This is a genomic window from Crenobacter sp. CS_VA4 (assembly GCF_055597485.1).
The window spans coordinates 73,607-91,401 of record NZ_JBVMAE010000011.1 but is presented as its reverse complement, the minus strand read 5'-3'; the positions used below and the strand labels follow the sequence as shown (position 1 = coordinate 91,401).

Sequence of the window (17,795 nt, the reverse complement as noted above, 5' to 3'; positions counted from 1 at the left end):
CACGAGGTGTCTAGGAAAGCGGGGGCGATTCACGAGATCCAATCCGTACAAAGCTTGTTACTGTCACCTAAGTAATCGAGCACCCAAGATAGGGCGATTGAACTGTTATCACCATGCCAAGCTACGCAGCAGGGACTAGGCGCTTTCGCATTGACTATTTCTTTTTCCAGCAGTGCACCAGACCCGATGTAGGGCCGCGCAATGTGGATGGGAAGGTAACCGATGCCTAGCCCTTCAACAAAACAGTTGATCGCCCTCATCCAGTCCGGTACGACCAATCTTCTTTGTCCCGGCAATAGCCAAGTCGTGCGCTTGGGGATTTGCCTTGATGTATCTTCTAAGCATATAGATGGAAACAATGAAAGGTCTTTGTCAGTTAAGGGAACTTCGACAGTAGCCAGAGGATGCTCTTCACTTACTAAAAAGCTCCATTCGATTGACCCCATATCGCGATAGTGAAAGTCTCCTCCAACCGGAACAGCGGTAGTCGCGCCGATAGCAATATCACTTCTTCCTGTTGCCAGTGCTTCCCAAACACCATTGAAGACTTCGATTCTTATGATGAGCTCGATATCATCGAAATTTCGATAGAAATCTTCTATTAATTCACCAATTTTATTTGCATTAACAATGTTATCAAGAACGATGGAGAGACTGGGCTTCCAGCCATTGGCTACACGTAACGTTTCTCGCTTGACTTCCTCCATCTTGCTCATCAGATATCGCGCTTCAGTCAAGAAGTGCGAGCCGGCATTGCTCAACGTAACGCTACGGTGATGACGATGAAACAGAGCGACTCCCAGCTCTTGTTCGAGCTGCTTGACTGCGTAACTAATTGCAGAGGGCACTTTATGAAGAACCTTTGATGCGGCTGTGAAGCTGCCAGCCCTGGCTACGGCATCAACAAGAACTAAAGACTCTCCAGAAAGCATCAACCCTTCTCCTGTGAATTTTTTTGATGACAGCTGTGAAATTATACTGCTTGGGCTTTTGCGATTGCAAATGGATACTGGCTGCAGTGATGGCAATGCCAATTAACTGCGCCTAATCAGCACTTGCTTGCATGTTGATCATGTACTTGGCCCCGTTCAGCCAGCATGAGATCAACATTATATTTTATCCATTAATAATGAGTATTTGACATGAACAATGTTGTCGGGCTTGGCTTGGTTGCAATCATCGGCGGTTGTGCGGTAGCGCTGCAGGGACAGTTTATGGGGCTTCTGGAAAGAAGCATTGGCACCAGCGGTGGCGTCTTCATTAATTATGCTAGTGGCGCATTGATTGCCACCTTGATGCTATTTTTGTTTCAAGGCGGGAATATTAAGGCATGGTCAGAAGTGCCATGGTATGCGCTTACGGCAGGCATTCTAGGGCTGGTTATTGCCGGATCAATTGGATATACCGCGCCAAGACTGGGGCTTACAACGGCTTTCACTATTATTGTTGCGTCGCAATTCATCGTTTCAATTGCTCTTGACCATTTTGGCTGGCTTGGTGCAACGGTTCGTCCGCTTGAGCTTAATAGAATCCTTGGTGCAGGAGCGCTCATTCTTGGCGTATGGTTAACATCAAAATAAGCCCCCCTAATCTTTCATGCTCTATTTGGGTCGCGCCATTTGATGATCTGGGTATTGCAGAGGGAGAGGGAATATATCTATACGGGGCGAGCTAGCATCATCGCTTTAAGTGGCGTCACTGTAGAGATGTAGTCAATGGTATGCAAGTTTTTTTGCATACCATTGATTATTATTTCGAACCAATATGAATTGACTTGATTGAATTTATTGACGTCATTTCTTGATGTAGTGGTTTGCTTCTGGTGTTTCACCTCCCAGTCTTTGGCTGTCTTTCAGACATAGCTAGCCAACAACAATATAAGCGGTTTCTAATTTGCCATGTGGTTGACTAGTTCACTCAGCCAGGGACGAAATCCTATGCATCTACTAAATTCGTCTAGATTGCGATTTTTTTATTTATTAATTTATTAGCACGTGACTAAATAAAGAAATCATGATTTCTTTATGTTTCCATGTTCTACAGCCCCTGTGGTGTGAATTAATTTAACTATTGCTATGAAAATTTGTCGCTTCACGAACAGGCGGTTCTGACGTAATTTCATCCCTCCAATATGCTATTGGCATTGGCACTAATGAGGTAGCATTAGTGTTTCGTATTAAAGCCTTTGTCTTTTGCGGAGGGGGAAGATGTCTCCCAGTGATACTGTTGTGCGTCTCATTCTGAATACAGACGGGGTCATTACCTTCAATTCTGGCGATCAAATCGAGGTTCTTCCGGGGAGGAAGTCGCCAATCCACATTAATTTCAAAAGCACTCTTTCGCATAATAAGGTGAGAGAGACAATAGCCACGTTGCTTGCTGAAAGAATGAAGGATGATAAAGTTGACTATGTGTGCGGCTTAGAAAGTGGTGGAAGTTACTTTGCTGCCAAATGTTCGGATGTGCTGGGAGTGCCTTTATCCCTTTATAGGAAGGCTGAAAAACAATATGCAGACAAAGGCAAGCTAGCCGGGACTGACCCCAAAAAGGGTAATGTCATTGCAATAGTCGATGATACTCTTGTTTCGGGAAAAACAGTCAGCCCAGTGGTTGAATATATGAAAGGGTTTTCAGATAAGGTTTTTGTCTATGTTATTTTAAGTTACGGACTGGATAGGCAAATTCAAGACTCGCTAAATGTGGAAAGAGTAACTTCAATCTCACAAGTGGCTGATCTTGTAAAGGCAGGGAAAGATATAGGATGCTTTTCCTTGAGAGATGAAATTGAGATTGCATCATTTATAAACAATCAGGCAAAAGAAAGAGAGATGGCGTAATATGAGCGAAGATATCATTGTTATCCTTGATTTTGGAAGTCAATATACACACCTCATCAAGGTTGCCTTCGAGTCCATCGGTGTGGCTACCGATATTGTTCCAGCTGATATTAATCATAGACAATATTCAAGCAATGACTTCCGCACCATTAAAGGTGTTATTTTCTCAGGCGGTGCATCCTCGGTTAAGTATAATGATATAGATTTTGATAAAAACTGGCTTGAGAGTGGAGTGCCGATTCTGGGGTTGTGCTATGGGCATCAGCTGTTGGCAACCCTAAGTGGCGGTACGGTTGGCAAAGCAACTTCGGAATTTGGGGATACCAAGATTCATACGCTCAGCAGTAGCATCTTGTTTGACGATGTTTCGACTGAGCCGTTTACAGTCTGGATGAGCCACAATGATTCTGTACTAGATACTCCAAGTGGACTGAGAGTCACTGCACGCAGTGCAAATGGTGTCATTGCCGCATTTGAAGACAAGGAACGACAGCAGTATGGGCTGCAGTTCCATCCGGAGGTTTCTCACACCGAGAATGGGATTAAGCTGCTTTCAAATTTCGCCACAAAAATTTGCGGCTTTGAGGCAACTTCTGCATGGAGCCCAGCTGCCTATGTTGAACGTAAATCATTAGAAATCAGAGAGGCCGTAGGCAGCAAAAAAGTGATTGTGGGCCTTTCCGGTGGTGTCGATTCATATACGATGACTAAGCTTTTGAGGGAATCGCTTGGTAAGGAACAGCTGATCGCCATTTATGTTGATAGTGGCTTGATGCCTACTCAGACAGAGTCTGAAGTTAGAAGATTTTGTCATGAAAACGATATCAACCTGTCAGTGATTCAAGAGCAAGAGCGATTTTTCCGCGATCTGCAAGGCGTTACAGAAGCATTTGACAAATGCAAAGCTATTGGCAAAGCCTTTATTGATGCATTTGAAGTGGTGGCTAATCAGCATAAAGCAGATATTTTTGCTCAAGGCACAATCTGGTCTGATGTCGTAGAAAGTGGTGTCACCAAATTTTCATCGCAGATCAAGCCCCATCACAACGTTGGTGGCCTGCCTGAGAAGTTAAACTTTGAACTTCTGGAACCATTGCGTGAGCTTTTCAAGAATCAAGTTCGCCAGATTGCAGCATACTATGACCTGCCTGATTATGTAGTTCATAAGAAAGTCTTTCCTGGGCCAGGATTTGCCATCCGTGTGCAGGGTGAGGTAACTCGACAGAAAGTTGAACTTGTTCGAAAGTCCACTGAGATTATTGAAGATGTCGTAAACAACTCCGTTATTTCTCGTGATTTGTGGATGGCTTTTAGTATCATTGTTGATGTTCCTAGCCTTGGCGTTAAGGGGGATAAGCACGTAAAGAATGAACATGCCATTGTTATCCGTGTGATAGAGTCATCCAATTCTATGACTGCGAATTTTTCGAGAAGCATTTTCCCCTATCTGGCGGAAATCTCGAAGAAAATTACGGACGAGATGGAAATTGGCAGGGTTGTTTATGATATTACAGACAAGCCACCTGCAACTATTGAATGGCAATAATTAATTAAGCGACATTTAACAAATTACCTACTCCCCGCTCTTAGAGCGGGGAGTAGCTTTAATTTTTCAATTACAATATGAATAACCTTCTAAGAAAAATTGTTTCCGGCGGTCAAACTGGTGCAGACCGTGCAGCTCTAGATGCGGCACTAAATAATAGTTTTGCGTGTGGCGGTTGGTGTCCAAGTGGCAGACTTGCGGAAGATGGAGTTATTCCTTTGAAGTACCCATTGATTGAGTTGGAAAACTCTGGATATGAGGAGAGGACACTAAAAAATCTATTAGATAGTGATGGGACTGCTGTTATCTACTTTGGGGAATTATCAGGAGGCACGAAAGATACTGTTGAATGGTGTCGCAATAGAAGCAAGCCCGTCTTGACACTTGATGCCAGCAAATTCTCGACTAATAGCGCAGCCAACCACTTGAGAGAGTTTATTAATGAACACCAAATAGCCATCCTGAATGTTGCAGGACCAAGACAAAGCAAACAGCCTCGAGCATATGACTTTACGTATAATTTAATCTGCCTGGCAATCCTGGGACATTAAACCCATAGCATGCAAGAGCACTCACAGCCCTTGAGAAAGATCTATGATGAAAAACATTGGGAGTTTATTGGCCCTGTGCGGAGCTCTGCTTTTGAGCAGTGATGCTCTTGTTATAAGGCTTATTGGATCAACAGATGCTTGGTTACTTGTTTTTTGGCGTGGAGCATTGATGTCTTTAAGTGCTATTTTGGCATGCATAGTTCTTCAGAGTGGTAGATCATTATTATTGAGATCGCTCGGCACGATCAAGTTTTGGATTATATCTAGCTGTTATGCTTTGTCTTCCGCATTATTTATTTTGGCACTTGATAATAGCCCTGTTGCAAATGTACTCTTTATTATTTCTCTTGTACCTTTCTTTTCAGCGATCCTTGCATGGATTTTTTTCAAAGAAACTGTTTCCTTCTCGACATGGATGGTTATGTGTGTGGCACTTTTTGGCATACTATTAGTGCTAGGAGATGGATTCCACGGGGGTGCTTTGTGGGGGATGGTTCTCGCGACGTTTAGCTCAATTGCAATGAGCGTCGCATTGGTGCTATCTCGACACAGTGAAGCAAGTATGGTACTAGCCCCGGCTGGTGGTGGTTTTATAGCCGTATGTTCAATTGCCCCATTTTTAAGTACCTTTCTGTTTTCCAACACCCACCAGTGGAGTTTGATGATCTTAGAAGGAGCCGCAATTGTGCCGCTTTCATTAGGCTTGATAGCGTTAAGTCTCCGTTTTATCCCTGCTTCTAATGTCGGGCTATATTTGCTTCTTGAAACGGCACTAGGTCCGGCCTGGGTGTCGTTAGCACTGGATGAGACACCTTCACGGCTCGCTCTAGGAGGGGGAGGGATTGTTGTTATTTCTTTGCTTCTGTATACAGTTTTATCACTAACAGTACCCCGGCGGCATGACCAGCAAGATATTCATTCCAATAGCTCTGCCCCTGCGTAGATAAGCGTAACTTTGTCTAGGTCCAGCGCCTTCGGGACACCCTTTTTTATGACGCCAATGTTATCGATACTGATTACTTTTTCGAGCACTTCAGCCCCCTAGTTCACAGCCACATGCTTATGTGGGCAGGTTACCATGCTTAGGGCATTTTTATTTCAAGCCGAGCAACGGTCGCCTAATACCGCACAGCGAACGGCAGCTTCTGACCGATTTTGTTGAAAAACTAGCTACCGGGGCTGACCGCCGGCAGAATCATCATGTCGGCGAGCGAAGGGGCATGCAGCATGATGGGGCAGCTATCGAGTGGGCAGGAGCGCCTGTTTTACTCGTTCAATCTGGAAGATCACGTCCCCCTCAACCACCTTTTGCGCAGCATCGATCGTTGTCTTGACCTCAGCGATCTGCGCCAACACCTCGCAGATTTCTACAGCCCGATTGGGCGCCCCTCGATTGATCCTGAACTGATGATCCGCATGCTGATCGTCGGCTACTGCTATGGCATCCGTTCCGAGCGGCGATTGTGTGAAGAGGTGCATTTGAACCTGGCTTATCGCTGGTTCTGCCGCTTGGGACTGGAAGATGAAGTGCCCAATCACTCGACGTTTTCCAAGAATCGACATGGCCGTTTTCGGGAGAGCGGTCTGTTTCGCTGGCTGTTTAATGAAGTGTTGCGTCGCTGCATGGACGCAGGCCTAGTCAAGGGCGAAGGGTTTGCCGTAGACGCCAGCATCATTAAAGCGGACGCGAGCAGACAGCGCGGCGTAGCTGGAAATGAAGAGGTCAACTGGAGCGATCCGGGGCTTCGCACTCGTGCCGTACGTGAGTACCTCCGCGCACTGGATGGCGATGCGCAGGCGGAAACGCTACCTAAGCGTGTTTCGCTGACCGATCCTCAGGCCCGCTGGACAGCAGCGCCGGGCGGTCCCGCCTTCTTCGCCTACTCCACGAACTACCTGATCGATACCGAGCACGGCGTGATTCTGGATGTGGAAGCCACGCCGGCTCATCGCACTGCCGAAGTCGAGTCCACCAAGACGATGGTTGAGCGCGTCGAAGAACAGTTCGACATCACGCCTGCACGCCTCATTGGCGACACAGCCTATGGGACAGCCCCAATGCTGGCCTGGATGGTCGAAGAAAAGGACATCGAACCGCATGTGCCGGTGTGGGACAAAACCGAACGCATGAACGACAGCTTCTCGAGTAACGACTTCCAATGGGATGAAACGGCAGGAGAATACCGCTGCCCTGCCGGCCGCCCCCTGCGCAGTGAGTGGCGGGCCTTCAAGCACCAGCGCTCGCACATCACCAAGGCCAATACCGTCATCTACCGTTCCAGTCAGGCTGACTGCGCAACCTGTCCGATGAAAGCGCAATGCTGCCCCAATACACCGATTCGCAAGATTGCCCGCAGTATCCATGAAGCCGCTCGGGATGTAGCCCGACGCCTAGCGCACACGCCGGAGTACCTCCGCTCGCGCTGCGAACGCAAAAAGGTCGAGATGCTGTTCGCGCACCTCAAACGGATCCTGAGAGTTGATCGTTTGAGACTACGTGGATTGACTGGGGCGACCGACGAATTCACGCTCGCTGCGACGGTGCAGAATCTGCGCCGGATGGCAAAATTGGCACCCCATGGACCACCCGTGACGGGATAGGTGCGCCTGCTTGATGCAGAAACCCACCGATTAACCCCAAACGCTGAGCTTGAAGGCTCTGTGGAACATCAAAGAGCCGCTGAAAGTGGCGCATCGGCCTCGCCGGTTGCCATTCATGCATGTCCGCTTGCCTGCCACAAACTTAGTTTTTCAACAGAATCGACCAAATCCCGACACTCAGAGTCAAAACTTACATATCCAATAAATCTTTTGAAGGTAGCTACGATAACAACATAAAACCCCCTGATGGCGACATCAGGGGGTTTCCGTTAGTGCCGTGCTCGGAACATTCAAGCCGCTCACAGACTTTAGCAAAGGCTAGCAAGCCCAGCTAAACGCCTCCGTTCGCGACATTGTTCTACGTTCGCAAGTTTGTTCTACGTTCGCGACTTTTTTTAAGAGCTACAGTGCCAAGACTTGGCCAAACGGCTTACTTCAGCGCGTAGATCGCCGGCAGGTTGCGCCAGGCGCCACGCACGTCCATGCCGTAGCCGAATACGTAGCGATCCGGCATGTCGATGCCGACGTAGTCGGCCTTGAGCGGCTTGTCCTTGTTGATCATCTTGTCGGCGAACACCGCACAGTGGAACGACTTGGCGCCCATTGCCAGCACGCGGTCGCGGATCGCGGCCATGGTGTGGCCTTCGTCGAGGATGTCGTCGAGCACCAGCACCACGCGGTCGCGCACGTCTTCCTTCGGCGCCATCTTCCACAGCAGTTCGCCGCCCTGGGTCTTGTCGCCGTAGCGAGACACGTGCACGTAGTCGAAGTCGAGCGGGAAGGCGAGCTTCGGCAGTAGTTGACCGGTGAACACCACCGCGCCGCCCATCACCGCCAGCACCAGCGGGTAGGTGTTGCCGAGGTCTTCGGTGATCTCGGCAGCCATCCGATCGACCGCGGCGGTCACTTCCTCGGCGGTGAACAGCACGTCGGCGCTGTTGAGGATACCGTTGGCTTCAGCAATATTGGGCATAGCAACTCCTAACGACAAAAGCGTGAAAACGCCCCTGAGCGGGGCGTCGAATTTGGCCTGACTGATTTCTCTAGCAATCAAGAGACTTCAAGTAACCGGCGAATTCTACTCCGACCTCGGGATGCTTGCAGCCATACGCAATGGTCGCCTTCAAATAACCCAATTTGGAACCACAGTCGTAGCGGATGCCCTCGAACGGCAAGGCCAGCACCGGCTCCTCTTTCAACAGCGCGGCGATGCCGTCGGTGAGCTGGATCTCGCCGCCGGCGCCCGGGCGGGTCTCGCGCAGCTTGTCGAAGATGCGCGGTGTCAGGATGTAGCGGCCGACCACCGCCAGCGTCGATGGCGCGACGTCCGGGTGCGGCTTCTCGACGATGCTGCTCACCTGCTGACGGCCGTCGGCCAGCTGGTCGACCTCGACGATGCCGTACGAGCCGGTCTCCTCGCGTGCGACGTTCTCGACGCCGAGCACCGACGCGCCGGTCGCCTCGTACAGTTTCACCATCTGTTCCATCGCGCCCGGCTCGCCGTCGACCAGGTCGTCGGCGAGGATCACCGCGAACGGTTCGTCGCCGACCGCCGGCCGGGCGCACAGCACCGCGTGGCCGAGGCCGAGCGCCTCGGTCTGGCGGATGTACAGGCAGCTGACGTGCGGCGGCAGGATTTCCTGCACCAGCGCGAGCAGCTTGTGCTTGTTGCGGATTTCCAGTTCGTTTTCCAGCTCGTACGCCTTGTCGAAGTGGTCCTCGATGCTGCGCTTGTTGCGGCCGGTGACGAAGATCATCTCGGTGATGCCGGCGGCGACCGCCTCTTCGACCGCGTACTGGATCAGCGGCTTGTCGACGATAGGCAGCATCTCTTTCGGGCTGGCCTTGGTCGCTGGCAGGAAACGGGTGCCCATGCCGGCCACCGGGAAGACTGCCTTGGTAATCTTTTTCGTCATCTTGCTCACGTCATCGTGTGATTGTAGTACCGGCCATTTTACCCATACGAGGCGGCCGGTCCAAAATCAGATTAAATAGCAGCCAGTCAGCCGCCCAACAGCGCCTGCAGCCCGGCCTCGTCGAGCACCGCCACCCCGAGCTCCTCGGCACGGGCGAGCTTGCTGCCGGCCGCCTCGCCGGCGACCACGTAGTCGGTCTTCTTCGACACGCTGCCGGCCACCTTGCCGCCGGCCGCCTCGATCAGCGCACGGGCCTGGTCGCGGCTCAAGCTGGGCAGCGTGCCGGTCAGCACCAGCGTCTTGCCGTCCAGCACCCGCTGCGCCGACGCCTCCGCCGCCGGCAGTGCGGCGAGCAGCTCGGTGCGCAAGGCGTCGAGCGCGCTCAGCCGCTCGCGATGGCCCGGCAGGTCCAGCCAATCGGCCAGCGCGTTGACCACCTCGGCCGGCAGCGCCAGCTCGATCAGCTGGCGGCGTGGCAGCTCGGCCAGTGCCGCGAGGCCGGCGACCTGCTCGGCCAGCTGCTGCGCGCGGATCTCGGTCAGCTTGGGGATGCCGAGCCTGGCCAGCAGCAGCGCCGGCTCGAGCCGTTCTGCCAACCGGGGCATTGGTGCATGCTCGTCCTGCGGCGCGACGCCGGCTTTGAGCAGCGCGTCGAGCCCCGCCTCGTTGTTCGGCTCGGCGAAGAACTCGGCGATCGACTCGGCGACCACCGCGCCGATGTCGGGCAAGGCGGCGAGCAAGGCCGCCGGCGCGCGGCGCACATAGTCGAGCCTTCCCAGCCAGTCGGCCAGCGTCTTGGCGGTCGACTCGCCGACGTGGCGGATGCCGAGCGCGAACAGCAGCCGCGCCAGCGGCGGCGTCTTGCTGGCGGCGATGCCGGCGAGCAGGTTCTCCGCCCACTTGGTCGCCACCTTGCCCTGCTGCACCGTCTCCGGCACCACGCCGTCGCGTTCGTCGGCACGGCGCTTCATCTCCAGCAGATCGGCTAGCGTCAGCCTGTACAGGTCGGCGACGCCGTTCACATACTCGAGATCGACCAGGTTCTCGACGTAGCGCTCGCCGAGGCCGTCGATGTCCATCATCCGCCGCCCGGCGAAATGCTGGATCGCCTGGCTGCGCTGCGCGCGGCAGATCAGCCCGCCGGAGCAGCGCGCGATCGCCTCGCCCTCCTCGCGCACCACGTGGCTGCCGCACACCGGGCACGCTACCGGCAGCCGGTACGCCGGGTAGCGCGGCTCCTCGGCGATATTGAACAGGTCGGCGCCGTCGGCCGCCGACTGCATCGGCCGGCGCTCCAGCACCACCGACACCACTTCCGGGATCACGTCGCCGGCACGGCGCACCACCACCGTGTCGCCGACGCGCACGTCCTTACGGCGCACCTCGTCCTCGTTGTGCAGGGTGGCGTTGGTCACCGTCACCCCGCCGACGAACACCGGCTGCAGCCGCGCCACCGGCGTCAGCGCGCCGGTTCGGCCGACCTGCACGTCGATCGCCTCGACCACGGTCAGCGCCTCCTCGGCCGGGAACTTGTGCGCGATCGCCCAGCGCGGCGCGCGCGATACGAAGCCGAGCTCGTCCTGCTGTGCGAGCCGGTTGACCTTGTAGACCACGCCGTCGATGTCGAACGGCAGGCCGGCGCGCCGGGCGTGCACCTGTTCGTAGTAGCCGGCGAGCTCGGCGACGCCGTTGAGCACCGGACGCAGACTGACCTCCGGCACCGGCAGCCCCAGTTCGGACAACCAGGCGAGCTCGGCGGCGTGGCTGCCCGGCCAGGTCGCGCCGTCGACCTGCGCGATCGCGTACGCGAAGAACGACAGCCGCCGCCGGGCGGTGATCTTGGAGTCGAGCTGACGCAGGCTACCGGCGGCGGCGTTGCGCGGATTGGCGAAGGTCTTGTCGCCGCGCGCAATCTGGTCGGCGTTCAATTGTTCAAAATCGCGCTTAAACATCAGCACCTCGCCGCGCACCTCCAGCAAGGCCGGCGGCTGCGCGGTATTCAGCCGCAGCGGGATGCTGCGCACGGTGCGCACGTTCGCGGTGACGTTCTCGCCGGTGACGCCGTCGCCGCGGGTGGCCGCCTGCGTGAGCACGCCATTGCGGTACACCAGGCTGATCGCCAGGCCGTCGAACTTCGGCTCGGCGACATACTCGACGCGATCGACACCGAGCCCCTTGCGCACCCGTTCGTCGAAGGCGAGAAGCTCGGCATGTCGTTCGGCCAACGCCGCCAGCGTCAGGTCAGAAAACGCGTTGTTCAGCGACAGCATCGGCACCGCGTGGGTGACCGGTTCGAACGCCGAGAGCGGCGCGCCGCCAACCCGCGCCGTCGGCGAATCGGGGTGTTTCAGTGCGGGGTGGGCGAGCTCGAGCGCCTCGAGTTCGCGCAGCAAGCGGTCGTACTCGGCGTCGGGCACGCTCGGCGCGTCGAGCACGTAGTACTCGTGGCTGTAGCGGTTGAGCAGCGCGGTCAGCTCGGCGACGCGTGCGGCCGGATCGATCAGGGACATGGTGGCCTCGTCAACGCAGCGGGCCGGCGCACTGGCCGGCCCGGAAACTCTCAATGTGTGTGGGTGCAGGCTTAGGCGAACAGCCGCAGTGCGGCTTCCCCGCCCGGCGCCAGCTCGCGCTCGTGCATGCGCTCGTAGATCTGCGCCAGCTGCTGGCGGATCCGCGCCAGGCCCGCATCGGTCAGCGGCCGGCGGTTGTCGTCGACCAGCTGGCCGCCGAACTCGTGCGCCAGGCTGCGCGCGAACGCCAGCGCCTGGTCGAACGAGGCGACGCCGCCCTCGACGCGCGGCACGTCGTAGACCAGCGTCAGCGCGGCGAACGGCTTGTCGAGCAGGGTGTGCGGGGTGAACGGCGTCTGGTCGGAGGCGGTCAGCGTGTACAGCGTATTGCCGTGGTCCGACAGGTAGTGGAATGCGCCGTCCGGCTCCAGCGTGAAGCCGGCCGCCTCGACCACGTCGCGCAGCCGGCTGCCGGCCACCGGCGCGTTCGGCGCGATATTGATGCCGATCATCACGTCGACCTCGGCGCAGAACTGGTCGAGCTCGCGCGCCGCGGTGAGCTGCTCGTGGCGATGCGGGAAGCTCACCGCCGCCTCGTGCGCGTCGGCGAACTGGGCGACCTGCTGGCAGAACTGGCCGAGGTCGGCCTCGGACAGCACGCCGCTGCGGTCGACCAGCTGCAGGCCGATGCGGAACGCCACGTAGCGCACGCCCGGCAGCGCCTCGACCGGCTGCCAGCGGCCCTGCTCGGTGCAACCGATCATCTGCACCCGGCGGGTGGTATTGAAGCGCGGCACGCTGGAAAGCGCGTGCGGCGTGGCCAGCGCCACGTCGGCGATGAAGTCGAGCGAGGCGTCGAGCCAGGCCAGATCGACGTACTTGAGTTCGTCCACGTCCATCACCGGCTCGGCGCGCGCGCGCGGAGCTTCCTCGGCGTGCTCCTCTTCTGCCTCGGCCGGCGGCGCGTCGTCAACGGCCGCCGCTTGCGCCGGCTCGGCGCTGAACGCGGTCGGTTCGATCCGCTCGGCGACAGCCGGCGCGGCCCCCGCCAGCACCGGCTCGAGCCGGTCGGCCTTCACGCCGTCGCGCACATGGTTCTTCGGCACTTCGAGCAACACGTCGGGATGCTGACGCGCGAACGCCTGGCGCGTTTTGCGGCGGAAACGCCATTCCTGGAACACATTGAAGCCGAAGACCAGGGCAATGATGGCGGCGCCGAGCACCAGGAGACCTATTTGCAATTCGCTCATGTCGGGATCCGGACGGGTTCGGTTGGAATGAGGGCCATTATAGCGAAACCCATTTGGGGTGCCACGGCAGTGGCCGCTTTCATTTATTTCTAATTAGAACTAAACTTGTCGGAACTATTTGGATAGCGCTATGACAAATCACGCCAAGGAAGCCTTCCTGCCGCTCGTGCGTGAACTGGCTGAGACCTTCCTAGCCTTCGAACAGTTCTCCGATACGCATGTCCGCGAGCTGGGGCTGACGCCACCGCAGTTCGACGTGGTGGCGACGCTGGGCAATACCGAAGGCATGACCGCCAAGGAGCTGTCGGAAAAGACGCTGATCACCAAGGGGACGCTGACCGGGGTGATCGACCGGCTGATCGACAAGGGCCTGGTGTCGCGCGCCACCCCGCCGGGCGACCGGCGCTGCGTGACGATCCGGCTGACCGCGGCCGGCAGCGCGCTGTTCGATCACGTGTTTCCGGCGCATATGGCGCACATGCAGGCGGCGTTTGCCTGTTTCAATGCAACCGAACTCGGGGAAATCCGCCGCGAACTGCGTCGCCTCGGCGACGCGTTCCGTTCGGCCAACCCCGACCACACGGAGAAACCCCACCGTGCAGATTGACCGCTATTCCCGACCCGCGATCGCGATGCACTGGCTGGCCGCGCTCTTGATCGTCGGCAGCTTCGCGCTCGGCCTCTATATGGCCGGCCTGCCGCTGTCGCCGACCAAGTTCAAGCTCATTGCCTGGCACAAGTGGATCGGCATCGGCATCCTGGCGCTGACCGCGCTGCGCCTAGCGTACCGGCTGCTGAAAGGCGCGCCGCCGCTGCCGGCCAGCACCCGCGGCCTGATGCGCACCGCCGCGCACGCCGGCCACCTCGCGCTGTATCTGTTGATGTTCGTCATCCCGCTGACCGGCTGGGTGATGAGCTCGGCGTACGGTTTCCCGGTGGTGCTGTTCAAGCTCTGGCAGCTGCCCGACCTGGTCGGCCGCGACGAGGCGCTCGGCGATGCGCTGAAGACCGTGCACCAGTGGCTCAACTGGTCGCTGGCCGTCTGTGTGGCCGGTCACCTGGCCGCCGCCGTCAAGCACCATATCGTCGACCGCGACGGGTTGCTGTGGCGGATGAGCCCACACGCGCCGCGCCGTTTGCGCAGCTAACAAAAACCCCTTGGCGTTGTTGTGCTGCCTTGCCGTACGACTTGTACTGTCTGCGGCAGCACGCCTAGCCAAGGCCGCTACGCTGATTTTTGTTAGCTGCGCGTGAACCCGCTTTCCCCCTGACCCTCGATACAGGAACCCTTATGCGACTGATCACCGCCCTGACCCTCGCCGCGCTGCCCGCGCTGGCCCTCGCCCAGCCGATCGACCCGGCCAAGAGCCAGATCGGCTTCACGATGAAGCAGCTGAACGTGCCGGTCGACGGCCAGTTCAAGGCGTATACCGCCAACGTCGACTTCAATCCGGCCAAAGCCGCCGCCGGCCGCGCCGACATCACCATCCAGACCCGCTCGATCGGCCTGCCGACCCGCGACGCCGAAGCCGAGGCGAAGAAGAAGGACTGGTTCAACGTCGCGCAGTTCCCGACCGCGCGCTTCGTGTCGAGCAGCATCAAGCCGCTCGGCGGCAACCGCTACCAGTTCAGCGGCAAGCTGACCCTGAAGGGCGTGACCCGCGACGTGTCCGCGCCATTCACCGCCAAGAGCGCCGGCGGCCTGACGCTGGTCGAGGGCGTGCTGCCGATCTCGCGCACCGCGTACAAGATCGGCGAGGGCGAATGGGCCGACGACGGCACCGTCGCCGACGAGGTGCAGATCAAATTCAAGGTCGCCCTGCGCGGCTGATTCCCGACAACATACCGCCACAACCCACGGAGACACCGATGAAGTTCAGCCAGACCCTGCTCGCCACCGTCCTTGCCGGCCTCGCCGCCAGCGCCTTCGCCGCCCCGGTGACCTACGCGGTCGACCCGACCCACACCTATGCCGGCTATGAAGTCAGCCACATGGGCTTCTCGCTGCAATCGGGTGCGTTCACCCAGACGAGCGGCACCGTGGTGCTCGACAGCGCCGCCAAGAAGGGCAGCGTCGACATCAGCATCGACGCCAACTCGCTGAACAGCTACCTGCCGGCCCGCGACAAGCACCTGAAGAGCGCCGACTTCTTCAACATTGCCAAGTACCCGACCATCACCTTCAAGTCGAACGACCTGGTGTTCAACGGCGACCAGCTCGCCGAAGTGAAAGGCAACTTGACGCTGTTGGGCGTGACTAAGCCGGTCACCCTGAAGGTCACCAACTTCCGCGGTGGTAAGCACCCGATGGCCGGCAAACAGGCCTATGGCGCCAACGCCGAAGCCACCATCAAGCGCAGCGACTTCGGCATGGACAAGATGGTGCCGGGGATCGGCGACAACGTGACGCTGAACATCGCAATCGAAGCGATCGCCGCCAGCTGAGCACGCCACTTCGGCCAAGCTTAAGCCGAACGCATCGGCCCCATCACCAACACCCCGTCTCTACGGGGTGTTTTGTTTGGCCCCCGCCGCGCTACGTAGCGAGCGCTCCCCCGTCATGACCTTGGCGTACAATCCGGGCAACCCCATTACCGCAGCATCACCTCGTCATGCTCCGTCTTCTCGCCCTGCTCGGCGCCCTGATCGCGCTGACCGCCTGCGCCACCGAACCCGCCGCCGCGCCATTGCGCGTCGCCATCGACATCGGCCACTCGCTCGCCCATCCGGGGACCACCGGCGCCAGCGGCACGACCGAATTCAAGTACAACCGCGAACTGGCCCACCGCGTCGTCGCTCGCCTGCAACAGCAGGGCGTGATGCCGACCCTGATCGGCGACGCCGGCGACATGACGGACCCGGCGGAGCGCACTCGGCTCGCCGCCGACCAGCAGTTGTTCGTCTCGCTGCACCACGACTCCGTCCAGCCCCAGTACCTGCCGATGGCCGACCGGTTTCATGGCTACTCGCTGTTCGTGTCGCGCAAGAATCCCAAGCCGGAAGCCAGCCTCGCTTGCGCGCGTGAAATCGCCCGGCGTCTCCAGGCCGCCGGCCTGACTCCGTCGCTGCACCACGCCGAGGCGATTCCGGGCGAAAACCGCCCGCTCGCCGACAAGGCACTCGGGATCTACTGGTTCGACGAGCTGGTGGTGCTGAAGAGCGCACGCCAGCCGGCGCTGCTGATCGAGTCGGGCGTGATCGTGAATCCGAAGGAAGAGGCGTGGCTGGCGTCGGAGAACGGCCGCAACACCCTGGCCGGCGCCATCGCCGGCGGCATTCGCCGATGCCAGCCGCTGCTCGACTGACGCCCGGCCGAAATGGACAAGAGACCCGACCGGGCCCCCTATGGAGTGATGCTTACTGCAGTTTGCTATTCAGGCAGCCGGAACTCTTGCACTCGCGCTTGCGGTCGTTGAGGAATTGCACCCGCTCGATCGTGGTCGAAGCGGCACAGTCGAGGTTGGCGAAGAAACCGCGGCCGTCGCGGTAGCTGCAGTTGTCGTTACGGTTGCGTATCCAGCCTAGCTGGCTGCTCTTCAGCTGTTTTTTGCCGTTGCTGTCGAGCAACTTGGCCAGTTCGCCGTAGCCATCGTTCAGGTCCTTGTCCGCCTGCAGGTAGACCTTGTTCAGACAGTACAGGTCGTCAAAATCGTTTTTCGGCTTGTCGCAGCTCGAATTGGCCAGCGCCGTAGCGGACAGCCCGAGCAGGGCCAGCGCAGCGATGAGCTTCATCATCATCCACTCCCCATCGCCATAAAAGGTGCGTCAAGGCTAACAGCCAGCCGGATCGCCATCAAGACAACGTCATTTCCTGTCAATCGCCTGGGAGATCAGTTGTTCAGCCGGAACGGCATCGGCACGATCAGCCACGACTCGACCGGCTGGTCGCCCTCGCGCGCCGGCACGAAGCGCCAGCGTTCGACCGCCAGTTGCGCGGCACGGTCGAGCCGGGCGAAGCCGCTGGAGCGGGCGACCTGCACCTCGAGCGGCGAGCCGTCGCGGCCGACCCGCACCTTCAACTCGACCCGGCCCTGCTCGCCGAGCTCGCGCGAGCGGGCCGGGTAGTCGGGCGGCGGGTTGTCCAGATACGCGGAACGGAAGCGTGCCGGGGTGAAGTCGCTGCCGGACTGGCCACCGGGGGCGCCGCTGGTAGCCGCCCCCCGCTTGGCCGAAGCGCCGGTGGCACCGGAACGGCCCGTCTCGGTCGGTGTGGTAGCCGGGCCTTGCACCGTGATCATCGCCGGCTCCCGCGGTGCGGATTTCACGGTTTGCTCCGCGATAGCGGACTCGGCGACCAGTGCCGGCCGGATCATGGAAGAAGGCAACGGAGTCGGCGTCGCCCGTTGGCGGGTAGACAGTGCAGTGGCCGGCGACTTGGCCGCGGCGGCGGGACCAGGACCCGTCCCCGGCTCCAGCCCGACCTGCAACGGCGCCGTCACACCGGGCGGCGAGGCAACCGGCCTCGGGCCGAGCAGCAACAACAGCACCGCGTGCGCCGCCAGCGAGACGATGATCGCCAGCAGGAAGCCGCGCGGAGCCAGCGCCCTAGCCATGACTATCTCCATCTCAACAGCACATTGGCCG

Annotated in this window: 18 protein-coding genes; 11 read left to right on the top strand and 7 right to left on the bottom strand. The window is 58.2% G+C overall.

Annotated features, from left to right (window positions below; translation table 11 throughout):
* Positions 1-29: 29 nt before the first annotated feature.
* Positions 30-932 (bottom strand): DNA-binding transcriptional activator PunR, encoded by a 903-nt coding sequence (gene punR, locus ACZ2IA_RS12320; protein ID WP_470292875.1) that lies wholly within the window; start codon positions 930-932, stop codon positions 30-32.
* 210 nt (positions 933-1,142) lie between these two features.
* Here punR and ACZ2IA_RS12315 point away from each other — a divergent pair, with 210 nt between their 5' ends.
* The 6 genes from ACZ2IA_RS12315 (at position 1,143) to ACZ2IA_RS12290 (ending at position 7,535) form a co-directional block, all read left to right on the top strand.
* Positions 1,143-1,580: a DMT family transporter gene (locus tag ACZ2IA_RS12315; protein ID WP_470292874.1), complete on the top strand. Its 438-nt coding sequence runs from the start codon at positions 1,143-1,145 to the stop codon at positions 1,578-1,580.
* A gap of 627 nt (positions 1,581-2,207) precedes the next feature.
* Positions 2,208-2,837 (top strand): phosphoribosyltransferase family protein, encoded by a 630-nt coding sequence (locus tag ACZ2IA_RS12310; RefSeq protein ID WP_470292873.1) that lies wholly within the window; start codon positions 2,208-2,210, stop codon positions 2,835-2,837.
* Position 2,838: 1 nt separating this feature from the next.
* Positions 2,839-4,383 carry a glutamine-hydrolyzing GMP synthase gene (guaA, locus tag ACZ2IA_RS12305; protein ID WP_470292872.1) on the top strand — a complete coding sequence of 515 codons (1,545 nt, stop codon included), beginning with the start codon at positions 2,839-2,841 and terminating at the stop codon, positions 4,381-4,383.
* A 77-nt stretch (positions 4,384-4,460) separates the two neighbouring features.
* Positions 4,461-4,934, top strand: a complete 474-nt coding sequence (locus ACZ2IA_RS12300; protein ID WP_470292871.1) for a putative molybdenum carrier protein — start codon at positions 4,461-4,463, stop codon at positions 4,932-4,934.
* Positions 4,935-4,977: 43 nt separating this feature from the next.
* Complete coding sequence (locus tag ACZ2IA_RS12295) at positions 4,978-5,877, top strand: DMT family transporter (RefSeq protein ID WP_470292870.1); 900 nt, start codon at positions 4,978-4,980, stop codon at positions 5,875-5,877.
* 284 nt (positions 5,878-6,161) lie between these two features.
* Entirely contained in the window at positions 6,162-7,535 is a 1,374-nt protein-coding gene (locus ACZ2IA_RS12290; protein ID WP_470292943.1) for a transposase, read from the top strand.
* Positions 7,536-7,965: 430 nt separating this feature from the next.
* Here the strand turns inward: ACZ2IA_RS12290 and ACZ2IA_RS12285 are convergent, their stop codons facing one another.
* From ACZ2IA_RS12285 to ACZ2IA_RS12270, 4 genes are all read right to left on the bottom strand, one after another.
* Complete coding sequence (locus tag ACZ2IA_RS12285) at positions 7,966-8,508, bottom strand: hypoxanthine-guanine phosphoribosyltransferase (protein WP_470292869.1); 543 nt, start codon at positions 8,506-8,508, stop codon at positions 7,966-7,968.
* Positions 8,509-8,578: 70 nt separating this feature from the next.
* Positions 8,579-9,451, bottom strand: coding sequence for a UTP--glucose-1-phosphate uridylyltransferase GalU (galU, locus tag ACZ2IA_RS12280; RefSeq protein WP_470292868.1), 873 nt, complete (start codon positions 9,449-9,451; stop codon positions 8,579-8,581).
* Positions 9,452-9,537: 86 nt separating this feature from the next.
* Positions 9,538-11,961 (bottom strand): NAD-dependent DNA ligase LigA, encoded by a 2,424-nt coding sequence (gene ligA / locus ACZ2IA_RS12275; RefSeq protein ID WP_470292867.1) that lies wholly within the window; start codon positions 11,959-11,961, stop codon positions 9,538-9,540.
* Positions 11,962-12,032: 71 nt separating this feature from the next.
* The gene (locus tag ACZ2IA_RS12270) at positions 12,033-13,211 is read right to left on the bottom strand and encodes a cell division protein ZipA C-terminal FtsZ-binding domain-containing protein (protein ID WP_470292866.1); all 1,179 of its coding nucleotides are present in this window, start codon (positions 13,209-13,211) and stop codon (positions 12,033-12,035) included.
* A 130-nt stretch (positions 13,212-13,341) separates the two neighbouring features.
* On the opposite strand from ACZ2IA_RS12270, the gene ACZ2IA_RS12265 reads away from it, so the two are divergent.
* The 5 genes from ACZ2IA_RS12265 (at position 13,342) to ACZ2IA_RS12245 (ending at position 16,516) form a co-directional block, all read left to right on the top strand.
* Positions 13,342-13,818 carry a MarR family winged helix-turn-helix transcriptional regulator gene (locus ACZ2IA_RS12265; protein ID WP_470292865.1) on the top strand — a complete coding sequence of 159 codons (477 nt, stop codon included), beginning with the start codon at positions 13,342-13,344 and terminating at the stop codon, positions 13,816-13,818.
* Positions 13,808-14,359, top strand: coding sequence for a cytochrome b (locus tag ACZ2IA_RS12260; RefSeq protein ID WP_470292864.1), 552 nt, complete (start codon positions 13,808-13,810; stop codon positions 14,357-14,359). The genes ACZ2IA_RS12265 and ACZ2IA_RS12260 overlap by 11 nt, the downstream gene beginning before the upstream one ends.
* A 143-nt stretch (positions 14,360-14,502) precedes the next feature.
* Positions 14,503-15,042 carry a YceI family protein gene (locus ACZ2IA_RS12255; protein ID WP_470292863.1) on the top strand — a complete coding sequence of 180 codons (540 nt, stop codon included), beginning with the start codon at positions 14,503-14,505 and terminating at the stop codon, positions 15,040-15,042.
* Positions 15,043-15,080: 38 nt separating this feature from the next.
* Entirely contained in the window at positions 15,081-15,656 is a 576-nt protein-coding gene (locus ACZ2IA_RS12250; RefSeq protein ID WP_470292862.1) for a YceI family protein, read from the top strand.
* Positions 15,657-15,823: 167 nt separating this feature from the next.
* Positions 15,824-16,516: an N-acetylmuramoyl-L-alanine amidase family protein gene (locus ACZ2IA_RS12245; protein ID WP_470292861.1), complete on the top strand. Its 693-nt coding sequence runs from the start codon at positions 15,824-15,826 to the stop codon at positions 16,514-16,516.
* Positions 16,517-16,568: 52 nt separating this feature from the next.
* On the opposite strand, the gene ACZ2IA_RS12240 is transcribed toward ACZ2IA_RS12245, so the two are convergent.
* Positions 16,569-16,946 carry a lysozyme inhibitor LprI family protein gene (locus ACZ2IA_RS12240; RefSeq protein WP_470292860.1) on the bottom strand — a complete coding sequence of 126 codons (378 nt, stop codon included), beginning with the start codon at positions 16,944-16,946 and terminating at the stop codon, positions 16,569-16,571.
* 95 nt (positions 16,947-17,041) lie between these two features.
* Positions 17,042-17,764, bottom strand: coding sequence for an energy transducer TonB (locus ACZ2IA_RS12235; RefSeq protein ID WP_470292859.1), 723 nt, complete (start codon positions 17,762-17,764; stop codon positions 17,042-17,044).
* Positions 17,765-17,795: the final 31 nt, after the last annotated feature.

Bases quoted from the DNA above. Each gene is read 5' to 3' on its own strand.
- punR (WP_470292875.1), bottom strand. From the start codon at position 932: ATGCTTTCTGGAGAGTCTTTAGTTCTTGTTGATGCCGTAGCCAGGGCT.
- ACZ2IA_RS12310 (WP_470292873.1), top strand. From the start codon at position 2,208: ATGTCTCCCAGTGATACTGTTGTGCGTCTCATTCTGAATACAGACGGG.
- ligA (WP_470292867.1), bottom strand. From the start codon at position 11,961: ATGTCCCTGATCGATCCGGCCGCACGCGTCGCCGAGCTGACCGCGCTG.
- ACZ2IA_RS12290 (WP_470292943.1), top strand. From the start codon at position 6,162: ATGATGGGGCAGCTATCGAGTGGGCAGGAGCGCCTGTTTTACTCGTTC.
- ACZ2IA_RS12240 (WP_470292860.1), bottom strand. From the start codon at position 16,946: ATGATGAAGCTCATCGCTGCGCTGGCCCTGCTCGGGCTGTCCGCTACG.
- ACZ2IA_RS12300 (WP_470292871.1), top strand. From the start codon at position 4,461: ATGAATAACCTTCTAAGAAAAATTGTTTCCGGCGGTCAAACTGGTGCA.
- ACZ2IA_RS12245 (WP_470292861.1), top strand. From the start codon at position 15,824: ATGCTCCGTCTTCTCGCCCTGCTCGGCGCCCTGATCGCGCTGACCGCC.
- ACZ2IA_RS12315 (WP_470292874.1), top strand. From the start codon at position 1,143: ATGAACAATGTTGTCGGGCTTGGCTTGGTTGCAATCATCGGCGGTTGT.
- galU (WP_470292868.1), bottom strand. From the start codon at position 9,451: ATGACGAAAAAGATTACCAAGGCAGTCTTCCCGGTGGCCGGCATGGGC.
- guaA (WP_470292872.1), top strand. From the start codon at position 2,839: ATGAGCGAAGATATCATTGTTATCCTTGATTTTGGAAGTCAATATACA.
- ACZ2IA_RS12265 (WP_470292865.1), top strand. From the start codon at position 13,342: ATGACAAATCACGCCAAGGAAGCCTTCCTGCCGCTCGTGCGTGAACTG.
- ACZ2IA_RS12285 (WP_470292869.1), bottom strand. From the start codon at position 8,508: ATGCCCAATATTGCTGAAGCCAACGGTATCCTCAACAGCGCCGACGTG.
- ACZ2IA_RS12295 (WP_470292870.1), top strand. From the start codon at position 4,978: ATGATGAAAAACATTGGGAGTTTATTGGCCCTGTGCGGAGCTCTGCTT.
- ACZ2IA_RS12270 (WP_470292866.1), bottom strand. From the start codon at position 13,211: ATGAGCGAATTGCAAATAGGTCTCCTGGTGCTCGGCGCCGCCATCATT.
- ACZ2IA_RS12255 (WP_470292863.1), top strand. From the start codon at position 14,503: ATGCGACTGATCACCGCCCTGACCCTCGCCGCGCTGCCCGCGCTGGCC.
- ACZ2IA_RS12235 (WP_470292859.1), bottom strand. From the start codon at position 17,764: ATGGCTAGGGCGCTGGCTCCGCGCGGCTTCCTGCTGGCGATCATCGTC.
- ACZ2IA_RS12250 (WP_470292862.1), top strand. From the start codon at position 15,081: ATGAAGTTCAGCCAGACCCTGCTCGCCACCGTCCTTGCCGGCCTCGCC.